At 42.6% G+C, this 12,721-nt stretch carries 9 protein-coding genes; 6 read left to right on the plus strand and 3 right to left on the minus strand.

Annotated features, from left to right (window positions below):
* Window positions 1-2 precede the first annotated feature (2 nt).
* Together RGE70_RS07740 and RGE70_RS07745 are read left to right on the plus strand one after the other, a co-directional pair.
* Window positions 3-3,125: an efflux RND transporter permease subunit gene (locus RGE70_RS07740; RefSeq protein ID WP_310470913.1), complete on the plus strand. Its 3,123-nt coding sequence runs from the start codon at window positions 3-5 to the stop codon at window positions 3,123-3,125.
* Between the two features lie 354 nt (window positions 3,126-3,479).
* Complete coding sequence (locus tag RGE70_RS07745; RefSeq protein WP_310470914.1) at window positions 3,480-5,306, plus strand: cation:proton antiporter; 1,827 nt, start codon at window positions 3,480-3,482, stop codon at window positions 5,304-5,306.
* A 139-nt stretch (window positions 5,307-5,445) separates the two neighbouring features.
* On the opposite strand, the gene fadE is transcribed toward RGE70_RS07745, so the two are convergent.
* The gene (fadE, locus tag RGE70_RS07750; protein ID WP_310470915.1) at window positions 5,446-7,893 is read right to left on the minus strand and encodes an acyl-CoA dehydrogenase FadE; all 2,448 of its coding nucleotides are present in this window, start codon (window positions 7,891-7,893) and stop codon (window positions 5,446-5,448) included.
* A gap of 246 nt (window positions 7,894-8,139) precedes the next feature.
* Here fadE and RGE70_RS07755 point away from each other — a divergent pair, with 246 nt between their 5' ends.
* Entirely contained in the window at window positions 8,140-8,916 is a 777-nt protein-coding gene (locus RGE70_RS07755) for a class II glutamine amidotransferase (protein WP_310470916.1), read from the plus strand.
* Between the two features lie 155 nt (window positions 8,917-9,071).
* On the opposite strand, the gene RGE70_RS07760 is transcribed toward RGE70_RS07755, so the two are convergent.
* Together RGE70_RS07760 and RGE70_RS07765 are read right to left on the minus strand one after the other, a co-directional pair.
* Window positions 9,072-9,953: a DUF3108 domain-containing protein gene (locus RGE70_RS07760; protein WP_310472946.1), complete on the minus strand. Its 882-nt coding sequence runs from the start codon at window positions 9,951-9,953 to the stop codon at window positions 9,072-9,074.
* Between the two features lie 54 nt (window positions 9,954-10,007).
* Window positions 10,008-10,361 carry an MGMT family protein gene (locus tag RGE70_RS07765; protein WP_310470917.1) on the minus strand — a complete coding sequence of 118 codons (354 nt, stop codon included), beginning with the start codon at window positions 10,359-10,361 and terminating at the stop codon, window positions 10,008-10,010.
* 213 nt (window positions 10,362-10,574) lie between these two features.
* Between RGE70_RS07765 and RGE70_RS07770 the strand changes: the two genes are divergently transcribed.
* From RGE70_RS07770 to RGE70_RS07780, 3 genes are all read left to right on the plus strand, one after another.
* Window positions 10,575-11,243, plus strand: a complete 669-nt coding sequence (locus RGE70_RS07770; RefSeq protein WP_310470918.1) for a hypothetical protein — start codon at window positions 10,575-10,577, stop codon at window positions 11,241-11,243.
* A 273-nt stretch (window positions 11,244-11,516) separates the two neighbouring features.
* Window positions 11,517-12,008 (plus strand): peptide deformylase, encoded by a 492-nt coding sequence (gene def / locus RGE70_RS07775; protein WP_310470919.1) that lies wholly within the window; start codon window positions 11,517-11,519, stop codon window positions 12,006-12,008.
* A 95-nt stretch (window positions 12,009-12,103) separates the two neighbouring features.
* A complete protein-coding gene (locus RGE70_RS07780) occupies window positions 12,104-12,646 on the plus strand; it encodes a tRNA-uridine aminocarboxypropyltransferase (protein WP_310470920.1) in 543 nt (180 codons plus the stop codon).
* Window positions 12,647-12,721 lie beyond the last annotated feature (75 nt).

The following is a 12,721-nucleotide window of genomic DNA, read 5'->3' on the forward strand; positions in this document are numbered from 1 at the left end:
TTATGTCGAGTTTTTTTATTAGCAGACCAATTTTTGCTTGGGCTATCGCTATTGTGATTATGCTAGCAGGTATCGCTGCAATATTTACATTACCTGTTGCACAGTACCCAACCATTGCTCCGCCGGCCATCACCATTTCAGCATCATACCCAGGGGCTTCAGCTAAAACAATTGAAGACAGCGTTACTCAGGTGATAGAGCAAAGTATGACCGGGCTGGATAATTTGCTTTATATGTCATCAATCAGTGATTCATCCGGGAGCGCCTCAATCACGCTGACTTTTAGTGCTGAAACTGATCCCGATATTGCGCAGGTACAAGTGCAAAACAACTTACAGCAAGCCAGTAGTCGTTTACCTGCCGTAGTACAAAACCAGGGTACATCAGTGACTAAAAGCTCATCTGGCTTCATGTCGGTGACCAATATCTATTCCCCTGATGGCAGTATGAGCGCGGCGGATATTCAAGACTATGCTAACTCTAGTATCAAAGATATTGTTAGCCGTGTCAGCGGTGTAGGTAGTGTGACTGTATTTGGCCCTTCTTATGCTATGCGGATCTGGTTAGATCCCGCTAAGCTATACAGTTACAACTTAACTCCAGTTGATGTATCAAATGCAGTTTCTGTGCAAAACAGCCAAGTAACGGTTGGTCAACTTGGTGGCACACCCGCTACAGGCTCTCAATTAATTAATGCCACCATTACTGCGCGAAGCTTGTTGAATACAGTAGATGAATTTAAAAATATTTTGCTCCGCGTTAACGAGGATGGTTCGCAAATTCGATTACAAGATGTGGCTAGGGTTGAGCTTGCGGGTGAAGATTCCAGCGTTATTCCTAATTTCAATGGCTTTGATTCATCGGGTATTGCAATAACCTTAGCCTCGGGGGCTAACTCTTTAGATACGCAGGCAAGGGTTGATGAAAAACTTGCGCAATTGTCAAAGGGCTTTCCGGAAGGGTTAAAGCTGACTAAGTCAACCGACAGTAATGAGTTTATTCGGATCTCAATTGAAGAGGTGGTCAAGACGTTGTTCGAAGCGGTAGCGTTGGTTTTCTTTGTGATGCTACTGTTTTTACAAAACCTCAGAGCCACGTTAATTCCCACCATTGCGGTACCGGTTGTACTGCTCGGCACTTTTGGTGTTTTGTCAGTATTAGGTTTTTCAATAAACACCTTAACGATGTTTGCTATGGTACTTGCGATTGGATTATTAGTTGATGATGCGATTGTAGTGGTGGAAAACGTTGAACGCATTATGCATGAAGAGAATTTAACTCCATTAGAGGCGACGAAAAAGTCGATGGGGCAGATCACCAGTGCTTTGGTAGGTATTACGATGGTGTTAACCGTGGTATTTATTCCAATGGCCTTTATGTCTGGCTCTACAGGCGTTATTTATCAGCAATTTTCACTTACTATAGTTTCCGCCATGTTGTTGTCTGTATTGGTCGCCTTAATTCTAACGCCGGTGCTCTGTGCGACATTGTTAAAACCAGCAGATAAAGCATCGCCGATTAAGATCTTTATCGTGTTTAATAACCTTTTTGATAAAGTATTGGGCCAGTATCGTCGTTCAGTTCATCATTTGTTGTTACGTCCACTGCGTTTTTTAGCTATTTATGGGCTGTTATTTGCTGGAACCGGATATATGTATAACGTGATCCCGAGCTCCTTTTTACCAGGTGAGGATCAAGGTGACTTTATGGTGATGGTTCAATTACCCACGGGGTCAACTTTAAAAGCAACCCAGGAGGTGATGGGGGAGGTAAAAGATTACTTTGAACAACACGAGGTTGACACCGTTAAAACAGTGTTTACGGTTGCAGGGTTTAACTTTTCAGGCAAAGGCCAAAATGCGGGTATGGGCTTTGTCGGATTAAAAGATTGGTCTGAACGGACGACTACAGGTACTAATGTCGATTCAATTATTCAGCGCACCATGGAGCATTTTGCAGGTTATAAAAAAGCGGCAGTTTTTGCATTTAGTAGCCCAGCTATTAGAGAGTTAGGCCAAGCTTCAGGCTTTGATTTTTACCTTGAAGATGTAGGTAATGTTGGACACGTGCAGTTGATCGAGTTGCGTAATCAGTTGTTAGGCAAAATAGCGCAAAGCCATGTGTTACAGCGAGTCAGGCCAAATGGGTTAGAAGACAATGCGCAATTTTTTCTCGATATTGATTATGAAAAAGCAAAAGTACTCGGGATTGAGATTGACGATATTAATCAATCGTTATCGATTGCGTGGGCTTCATCTTATGTTAATGACTTTATTGACCGTGGTCGTTCCAAAAAGGTGTATATTCAAGCTGATGCCAATTATCGCATGTCACCTGAGGACCTTGACCTGTGGTTTGTACGTAACAATAAAAATCAAATGGTGCCCCTATCTGCTTTTAGTTCGTCGCACTGGGGCCAAGGATCACCTCAACTTATCCGTTATAATGGTAACTCAGCTGTTGAAATATTAGGTGAAGCTGCGCCAGGATATAGTACAGGTGATGCCATGGCTGAAATTGATAGGTTGGCGGCAGAACTATCTGATGACATACAAGTGAGCTGGACGGGAATGTCATATCAAGAGCTTGAAGCAGGTAATCAAGCACCAATTTTATATGGTATTTCATTACTGATGGTATTCATTTGTTTAGCTGCACTTTATGAAAGCTGGACAATTCCGATGGCGATTATTTTAGTCGTGCCGTTAGGCGTACTAGGTGCTCTAGCAGCAATTATGCTCAGGGGCCTTGAAAATGATGTGTATTTTCAGGTTGGCTTGCTGACAACGATTGGGCTTACAGCTAAGAATGCTATTTTAATTGTTGAATTTGCCAAAGAGTTATATGACCAAGGTACCAACCTGCTTGATGCTACGGTTCAAGCTTGTGTCATGCGATTAAGGCCGATTATTATGACCTCGTTTGCGTTTATTTTAGGGGTGTTGCCGTTAGTGATCAGTACAGGCGCTGGGGCAAACGCTCGAAATGCAATCGGCACGTCAGTAATGGGGGGAATGTTTGCCGCAACGGTATTAGTGGTGTTCTTTGCGCCACTGTTTTTTGTCACCATTGTTAAGCTGTTTAAAACGAAAGAAGACAAACCCAATGTCGCGGGTTATCTTTAATTAAAACACCATAGTGCGGTGGGGAGCTCACTGCACTGTGACGGCTGATTGTCACAGTACATGATGTTTTTTAACTGACACCTTATTCACATTTCATTTGATCCTCGCTACAAAGGCTCTAGTTTTTAAGCTTGAATGCCTGAAATTCGTTAAACTCCAACATTTATGCACCCGTCATATTTCATTAATTCGTTATCTGCATTTGTACGTGCTTTCCACCGTTTGATTACCTTGTGTTTTGATTATGTACAGCCGGGCTTATCCACTGTAGTAATCGGGGGAATTTTGTAAATTACAGCTTTTACTTCTATGTTAAGCAGTGCAATAAGTACAATTTATGAATAAGGAATAGTCATGTTAGAGCAGATCACCGCTATGCTCGCTTTGTTAGGCGTGTTGTCGCTATTTTGCCAATGGTTGGGCTGGCGGCTTAGGTTGCCGGCCATTTTGCCGCTGTTGCTATGTGGCTTAATTCTTGGCCCTATGCTTGGCTTTTTTAATCCAGATGCCATATTTGGTGATTTACTATTTCCGATAATCTCATTAGGTGTCGCAGTTATCCTGTTTGAAGGTGCTTTGACCTTGAACTTTAAAGAGATTAAAGAGCATGGCGGCATGGTGACTCGGCTTGTAACATTAGGCACTGCTATTACCTGGGGCTGTATAAGTGTTGCTGCGCATTACTTAATAGGCTTTGACTGGCCGATGGCTACTTTATTTGGCGCTTTAGTGGTAGTGACGGGGCCAACGGTGATTGTACCTATGTTACGCAGCGTAAGGCCAAAAACAGAGCTGGCCAGCATATTACGTTGGGAAGGCATTGTGATTGATCCTATTGGTGCCATATTAGCGGTGCTAGTGTTTGAATACATGGCGGTGGCCGCAAATTCCACCACCCACGTATTGCATTCATTAGGCATTATGTTGCTGGTGGGGCTAGGTTTAGGCGCATTTTGCGGCTACCTTGTCGGGCTAGTTTTACGCCATAACTGGTTACCGCATTATTTACGTAATACCGCAGTGTTAACTTTAATGTTGGCCGTGTTTGTGGGGTCCAATGTACTGCAGGAAGAAGCTGGTCTACTGTCGGTAACGGTTATGGGCATATGGTTAGCAAATATGAAAGGCGTTGAGATCAGCGACATTCTCGAGTTTAAAGAAACACTTACCGTGTTACTTATCTCTGCATTGTTTATTTTATTAGCTGCTAGATTAAATGCTGATGCATTAATTAGCTTAGGTTGGCAGGGTGTAGGCTTATTAGTTGTGGTTATGTTAATTGCTAGGCCTTTAAGTATATGGTGTTGCGGGGTGGGAACCTCGCTTTCAAGCCGTGACAAGTGGTTTTTGAGTTGGGTAGCGCCTCGTGGCATTGTAGCAGCAGCCGTATCTTCATTGTTTGCGATTAAGTTAGAAGCCGCGGGAGTGGCTGGAGCAGAGCTGATTGTGCCGTTAGTGTTTTTAATTATTATTGGCACTGTTGTGATCCAAAGCTTAACGGCTGGGCATTGGGCTCAAGTATTGGGCGTTAAGGCCTCTTCATCACAAGGCTTGTTGATTTATGGGGCATCACAGTTTTCCCGTGCGTTAGCTAAAACATTGCAAGCTCATGATATTACTGTGCTATTAGCAGATAATAACTGGGATAATATTCGGTTAGCACGCATGGACAACATTCCGGTCTATTTTGGTAACCCAGCCTCTGAACATGCTGAAAATCATATGGATATGAGTGGTATTGGTAGGGTGTTGATTATGTCTCCATATCGGCAACTTAACCCTTTAGTTAGTTTTTACTTTCAAGATATATTTGGGGTGGAAAAAGTATACGGGCTAAATAATGTTGAAACTACGGTCAACGGCAGTAGTGCTAGACATCAGTTATCGGAGTCATATTTAAAACGTTTATGTTTGTTTGGTGATGCTATCTCGTATTCAAAATTAGCGAGTTTAATGGCAAAAGGCGCAAGCATTAAAAGTACTCGGTTAACTGAAAGCTTTGACTACTCAATGTTTATGGCGCAGCACGGTCAAAACGCGATACCGTTAGTGTATTTACAAGACAACAAGCTTATAGTGATCAGTGCGGCAGATGCAGCAAGTTTAACTGTAGGGGTAGAGTTAATCAGCTTGATACCCGGTAACATTAAACCGATGGTCAAAGCGGAAGAAGCGAATTAACGACAGACTGCAGGGAAGCGTGAGCTATATTATGCGGATAAACAGATGACTTTCGCATATATTGCTTATAGAGCAAGCAGGTAATAAAAAAGCCAGATGATATTATCACCTGGCTTTTATATATCAGCTAGTTAGTGTCTTAAGCGGCTTGTTCCTGCTTGGCAAACTCAAGCGTACGGGCTTTAAGTTCTTCAGGGTCAAAGTCATCAACATTAACTGACTTCATCCGGCCAATCTCAGCTCGTTCAAGTAACGCTACTTCGTCTTCACTTAGTACTCCAAGTGCTTTACCTTCGGCTGCGATTTTATCCAACCACATAAACGGTAGACGTTTACCTGCGGCTTTACAGACTTTGTCGTAAATCGGCTCTGAGGCTAAGATGTCTTTAAAGGTTTGTTCTTGAATACCAACGGCATTGTGCTCAGTTGGTGTCCAGAATTGACCGGCACCTAAACGATCTCGACTTGCACAAGGTGTTTGTAAAATTTTAGCCACCTTGTGATCAAGTACGTCAGATGGGCGTTTCAATGGACGACCAAATGGGAAGATAATCGCCCGTAATGGCAAACCTAGTCCCATAGGGAAGTTGTCGAGTAGATCATCGAGTGACGTTTGCAGTTTATAAAGTGAATCTTCAACGGCCCACTGAACTAGAGGCAAGTCTTCAGCAAGGCGACCTTCATCTTCAAAACGTTTAAGCGTTGCTGAAGCCAAAAATAGCTCACTGAGTAAATCACCCAAACGTGCCGAAATACGTTCTTTACGTTTAAGGTTACCACCTAAGGTTGCCATGGCTAAGTCTGACAGTAACGCCAAGTTAGCACTAAAGCGGTTCATGTGTTGATAGTAACGCTTAGTTGAATCTGAATATGGCGCATTAGAGAAGCGACTTGAAGTAAGCCCCATCCAGAAACTACGCGCTAGGTTACTGATGGTGAAACCGATATGACCAAAGATGGCGGCATCAAAATCACGAAGACCTTTAGCTGCATCAGGATCAAATGCTGATTCCATTTCAGTCAGTACATATGGGTGGCAGCGGATTGCGCCTTGTCCGTAAATAATCATTGAACGAGTTAGAATGTTTGCCCCTTCAACCGTAATCGCAATTGGTGCTGCTTGGTAGCCACGTCCTAAATAGTTATTTGGACCTAAGCAAACCCCTTTACCGCCGTGAATGTCCATTGCATCAATGATACAAGTTTGCATTCTGTCGGTGAGGTGGTATTTAACTATTGCTGATATAACTGAAGGTTTCTCACCTAAATCAATGCCCGTTGTCGTTAACGAGGTTACGGCTTCCATTAGGTAGGCATTACCGCCAAGGCGTGCCATTGGCTCTTCAATACCTTCAAGCTTACCAATAGGCATTTTAAATTGACGACGGATCCGTGAGTATGCACCTGTTGCAACGGCAGCGGTTTTTATCCCGCCAGCAGAGTTAGATGGCAAGGTAATACCACGGCCTACAGATAAACATTCAACCAACATTCTCCAACCTTGGCCGGCCATTTCTGCGCCACCAATAATAAAGCTAAGTGGAACAAAAACTTCATTACCGCGGGTTGGCCCGTTTTGGAACATACAGTTAAGTGGGAAATGTCTGCGACCCGTTTCTACACCTTCAACATCAGTTGGAATAAGTGCACAAGTAATACCGAGCTCTTCTTTATTGCCCAATAACTTTTCAGGATCGCGAAGTTTAAACGCAAGACCTAGTACTGTTGCTACAGGTGCCAGCGTAATGTAACGCTTGTTCCATGTCAGCTTCATGCCCAATACTTCTTCGCCTTCCCATTCACCTTTACAAACAATACCGTAATCAGGGATGGCGCCAGCATCACTACCCGCTTCAGGGCTAGTTAATGCAAAACAAGGCACTTCAAGCCCTTTTGCTAGGCGAGGTAGGTAGTAATCTTGCTGTGCCGTCGTGCCATAATGTTGTAATAACTCGCCAGGACCCAATGAGTTGGGTACGCCAACAGTTGATGCTAATTCACTGCTAATACCGGCAAGTTTTTGCAACACGCGAGACTGCGCATAAGCTGAATACTCTAAACCACCATATTTTTTCTTGATGATCATGGCGAAAAAACCATGATCTTTTAGGTATTGCCAAACTTCTTGTGGTAGGTCTGCCAATTCATGCGAAATTTGATGTTGATTTACCATCTTGCACACTTCTTCGACGGGGCCGTCTAAAAATGCTTGCTCTTCAGCGCTCAGTGTTGCTTTTGCGTAGTTGTGGAGTTTACTCCAGTCTGGTTTGCCAGCAAATAAGTCAGCTTCCCACCAAGTTGTACCAGCTTCGATGGCTTCTTTTTCTGTCGTCGACATTTCTGGCATTATTCCGCGATACATTTTAAGTAATGAAGCAGAAATAACGTTTTGTCTAAATGAGCTTATGTTTAGGGGTAATGCGATAACCAAAAAAGCTATCCATACTAATGGGCTAATCGCTGCTGTACCTGTACCTAGTGCCATGACGATGGCAGTACCTAAGGTGGCGGTGAGGAGGGAGACTCTTAGATAGGCAAATGCGCCTATTGTAAAAATCATCGCCAAAATCCAAAGTAGGGTGGTCACTGTATATCTCCTTTTATGTTGTGACAGATCACATGTTGTAATCACTTATTTTGTGAATCTATGTCACAATTATAGTGTGTGGTCAGACCTGTGTCTCATAAAATTTATACGCTAGTTGCTTTCAATACAAGCATTTTCAAACAAATGTTTAAATTATTTTTGTTTCCACAGAGGATTTCACAACGGCACGCAACTAGTTAGAATATAATGATTGAAGTTGTAGTTGATTGAATGGGATTAAGATTCATGTGCGAGTTGCTGGCAATGAGTGCCAATGTGCCAACTGATATTGTATTTAGCTTTACTGGCTTAGCAGAAAGAGGGGGCGTGACAGGGCCTCATATTGATGGCTGGGGAATTACTTTTTACGAAGGCAAAGGTAGTAGAACCTTTAAAGATGCCCGCCCTAGCAGCGAGTCGCATATTGCTCAGTTGATAAAATCTTACCCCATTAAAAGCGAAGTGGTGATTAGTCATATTCGACAAGCCAACCGTGGCTGCGTGTCTCTTGAAAATACGCATCCATTTACTCGTGAGCTTTGGGGCCAGTATTGGACTTATGCTCATAATGGGCAGTTGAGTGATTACGAAAGTAAATTTACTGGTAAACGCTTTAATGCCGTGGGGGATACTGACAGTGAGATGGCATTTTGTTGGATAATGGACCAAGTAGTAGAAAAATTCGGTGATGCTGCTCCTGACGATATGCTAGTTGTTTATCGCTTTGTTGCGACCTTAGCCGATGAGTTAAGAGCTCTTGGTGTGTTTAATATGATCTTAAGTGACGGTGAACACTTAATGATTTTTTGCAGCAATAATTTGTGCTACATAACCCGACGTGCACCGTTTGGTAAGGCCAAGTTGATTGATACCGATGTCGTGGTTGATTTTAATAAAGAAACCACTCCCAATGACGTAGTAACTGTCATCGCCACTCGGCCACTAACTAAAGATGAGCAATGGAATGTACTCGGCGCAGGTGAATGGAAGCTATTTAAAAAGGGTGAGTTATTGATTGCTTAAGACAGCAAATTTCCCTTCTTGGATAACAATCAGTGACTAGCGCAGTGGGTTTAAATCGCACTGCGCTGTTGGACTTTTACCGAGTAAAACCGCATAGAATATATGGGCTCGCAACCTAGCTTGTCTAAGCTATGAAATGGTTAATCATCCCTGTGTTATTGCTTAGCTGGCGTGGCCTCTTTATCTGCTTCATCGGTGTTGGATAATAATTGCTGAGTAATTTGATCCGCTAACTGCTGTTTTGTTAACTCAGAAGTTTGTTGTGTGAGTTTTTTCTCTGAAGTTAATGGCTGACTCACTTCGGCTTGTTCAATTGCAGCCGAATGAACGCTTGGCTGGTCGGGTAGAGGTTGGTCAAAGTGGTAATTGAGTAAAGTAATATCGAGCTGTTTACTGCCTTTTTCAAAATGAGCTAAACGAACTGGCAAATAAGTTAATGCCGGTGCCATCCAGAAAACGGTTTGTCTTTTAGTGCTGGTTCGTACCACTTCAAATTTTACGGTTTCATAGCTGCCACTTGCAATGTTGACCCGTTCTTTTCCGACAATTTTAAACGCATAGTCATCGACCTCTCCCTCTTTAACCATGTTGTAAACCAATTCTTGTTTATTGGCAGTAACATCAAGCCGAAATTGCAATTGCACCATGAGTGGATCAAATAACTCGGTGTCATACGGAAACTTTGCCCGTTGGCCTTTATAGCGGCTATGCACCACATTTTGAGCTTTAGCAAATGCTGCTTGCTCTTCAAAGTTAGGACCAGTGCCTGTTCTTTCAACCGAGTAACGCATAGGGATGAGCGTATTGTCTTTTCGGGAAAATTCACTACGGATATGCCGCTGATCAGAGAGCAAAAGTAAGCTCACATCGCTGTCAAAGCGGTATTGAAAGGCATTGTCGTCGGTTTGGGATAAAATGTAACGAGCTCGGCCCAATTCAATACTGCCAAAATTAACTTGGTACTCAGCAGTATGGGGAGTCAATGGACTTGCGTCAGCAGCAATAACATGGCTGGTAAAAAGCATACTGAACGCCATTATAACTTGTAACTTTTTGGACAAACTAACTCCTTAAAACAGTATCAACTGTATTTAAAATGGTATGGAAAGGACCAATGTTGCAATATCGGGTCGCCATTCAAATTCAGACAAAATAACTCGACCACGAACAACAGTAACGCCTTCACTGCGTAATAACTCTACTTGTTCTATAAAGGGATCCGACCCTTCAGTAAAGGCTATTTTCCCTTGGCTGTTAATGACTCTATGCCAAGGTAATGCAAGTGAAGCTGGGGCAGCTTTTAATGCTGTTGACACATAGCGAGCGCGGCCAGGAAGTCCAGCAAGATCCGCAACTTTGCCATATGAACTAACTTTACCTTCAGGAATAATAGACACAATATGCCATATTTTCTGCTTTGGTGAAGTGTTGTGACTGTTTAGCACTTTAAATGACCTTATATTTTCGATTATATATCAACGTTTAGCTGTGTGACTCTATTGAAGTGGAATGGTTCAGCCCCAAGCAAAAAGTTACGCATGTTGATATTATGATTGATTGTGCTGGTACTGTTAACTGCGTGTAATATAAAGTAAAAGCCCTTGCTGAGTCTTAGCCGTAAAGTAATAATAGCGCTTTTTACGGTATTAAGAATATCTATGCAGGTTGTCAATTGTCTTTTAGGCTCATTACTGTTGTTGTCTACGGTTTCCACTCCTGCTTTGGCTGGACAATATCGTCACATTGCCGATCCACTTAATTTAAGTGATTCACTGTATGCAGCGTTTGACGGCGATATATTTAAAATTGGCGGCAGTATATCAACTGCAAGCCAACAGCTTTCTGGTAACACTAACACCGCGGGTGATATATGGCATGTAGGCTATTTGTATTCATCATCAAGCCAGTGGAACATTAGAGCTTCGGTTGACCGTGGCGAAACGGCAACGTTAGTGGGAAAAACCAGCCATTATGAATATCAGCTTGGGGTTATATATGAAAGTCAGGGTTGGTATAATTCTCAAATTTATACTGAAGTTGGTGCTAATCATTTAGCTGTTAAATCGCACACTGATAGCACCGCTGCTAATGCCAATATTACAGTATTAAGGCCAATAACGGATCAATGGTATACCGAGCTTTACGCAAAAGGTAGCGCTGGTGTTGATGGCGTAGAGCGCTTTGATGCTAAAGGATGGATAGCACTGGGCTTTGAAGTTGACGAGCAGTGGTCATGGGTTGTTCGTTATCAATATGACTGGGAAAAGCTTGAAAACATTGAAACTGAAGACACTCAATGGGTTTTTGCTGTTAGCTCTCAGTTCTAATGTAGCCAGCCTTGCCGGCAAACTTAGTTTTGTTATATCAAAAAGCCTGTATTCATTACTGAACACAGGCTTTTATTTTAAAATTTCTTATGGTAACCGTCACAATATCACCAAAATGCCTTATCTTTGCGTATGCATTGCATGTCTTGCCAGGTCGTCCATCCTATTAAAATTGAGCTAGCCTAGGCTTGTATACACTTTTGGCAGTTGCCTTTACGGTTGATTCGGTCATAATAGCGCGGAATTTTTAATTAATTTTAGTGTGATAATAATATGGCAGTGTTAGACATTTTAACCATTCCTGATGAGCGACTTAAACGTAAGGCTGAGCCGGTTCAGGATATTGATGCCGTACAAGGTTTTATTGATGATTTGATCGATACCATGTACGACACAGATGATGGTATCGGACTTGCTGCAACTCAAGTTGGTAGCTTACATGCTATTTTAGTTATCGATTTATCTGAAGAACGCGATCAACCAATGGTGCTAATTAATCCTGAAATGGTCGAAACCCGTGGCGAATTTCAAGGAGAAGAGGGTTGTTTGTCTATTCCTGGCTACCGTGCAAAAGTTAACCGTTATGAAGGCGTTAAGGTTACTGCATTAGATCGCAACGGCACTCCCTTTGAAATTGACACTGATGAGTTTTTGGCCATTGTATTGCAACATGAGATGGACCACTTGAATGGCGTTGTATTTACCGACCATTTGTCGATGCTAAAACAACAAATTGCACTTAAAAAAGTGAAAAAGTATAAGTAACACTTCGCTGACTATACTTCAGAAAATGATCCCCCGCGCCCCTCTATTGAGGGGCGTTTTTATAGCTTACTTGGAAATTGTGCAACGGTAAGATAATGAAGCCATTACAGATTATTTTATTAACTCATGAACGTGAAGTCTCGCGGCCAACCAATACAGGGCAAATTGCATTAACGTGTTTTCCGCAATATTGCCAACGGATAGTTTGGGCGAGAACGGCGCCAGATGAACATTTATTAACCTTGTTGCAGCAACCAGATACAGCCTTACTTTTTCCTGATGAGTCAGCAACACCTACAGCGACTTTTGAACACTCTGACGCACCTTTAATTGACAACGAAGCATTAAGTCATGCCCAACAGCAGCACTTAGTTGAGCAAACCATGCCTTCGACCTTAGTTATTTTAGATGCTACATGGCAAGAGGCGCGCAAAATGTTGCGCCGTAGTTCTTATTTAAAAACAGCGCGTAAGTATACGTTAACAACGAATCGAAGCTCTGAGTTTAGTTTGAGGCGTAATCAAGTTGAGGGTGGCTTATGCACAGTGGAATGCATTATGGCGTTGTTTGAGCAAGCTAGTATGCATGACCAAGCCGCGGTTTTGAGCGCCAATTTTGAGCGTATGTTAGCAAGGTAAAAGGCGAACGGACGTCATTTTTAAAGCTGTTTGCATTGGCACTACCTCATTATTGAATGCTTGCGAGCTGGATTA

Origin of the sequence: Shewanella youngdeokensis, assembly GCF_033180165.1 — a bacterium.
In the GTDB taxonomy this organism is placed as follows: Bacteria; Pseudomonadota; Gammaproteobacteria; order Enterobacterales; family Shewanellaceae; genus Shewanella; species Shewanella youngdeokensis.

What these genes read in the sequence shown, in the direction of transcription:
- RGE70_RS07740 (WP_310470913.1), top strand. Translation starts at nt 3, where the DNA reads ATGTCGAGTTTTTTTATTAGCAGACCAATTTTTGCTTGGGCTATCGCT.
- RGE70_RS07745 (WP_310470914.1), top strand. Translation starts at nt 3,480, where the DNA reads ATGTTAGAGCAGATCACCGCTATGCTCGCTTTGTTAGGCGTGTTGTCG.
- RGE70_RS07755 (WP_310470916.1), top strand. Translation starts at nt 8,140, where the DNA reads ATGTGCGAGTTGCTGGCAATGAGTGCCAATGTGCCAACTGATATTGTA.
- RGE70_RS07760 (WP_310472946.1), bottom strand. Translation starts at nt 9,953, where the DNA reads ATGGCGTTCAGTATGCTTTTTACCAGCCATGTTATTGCTGCTGACGCA.
- RGE70_RS07770 (WP_310470918.1), top strand. Translation starts at nt 10,575, where the DNA reads ATGCAGGTTGTCAATTGTCTTTTAGGCTCATTACTGTTGTTGTCTACG.
- def (WP_310470919.1), top strand. Translation starts at nt 11,517, where the DNA reads ATGGCAGTGTTAGACATTTTAACCATTCCTGATGAGCGACTTAAACGT.
- RGE70_RS07780 (WP_310470920.1), top strand. Translation starts at nt 12,104, where the DNA reads ATGAAGCCATTACAGATTATTTTATTAACTCATGAACGTGAAGTCTCG.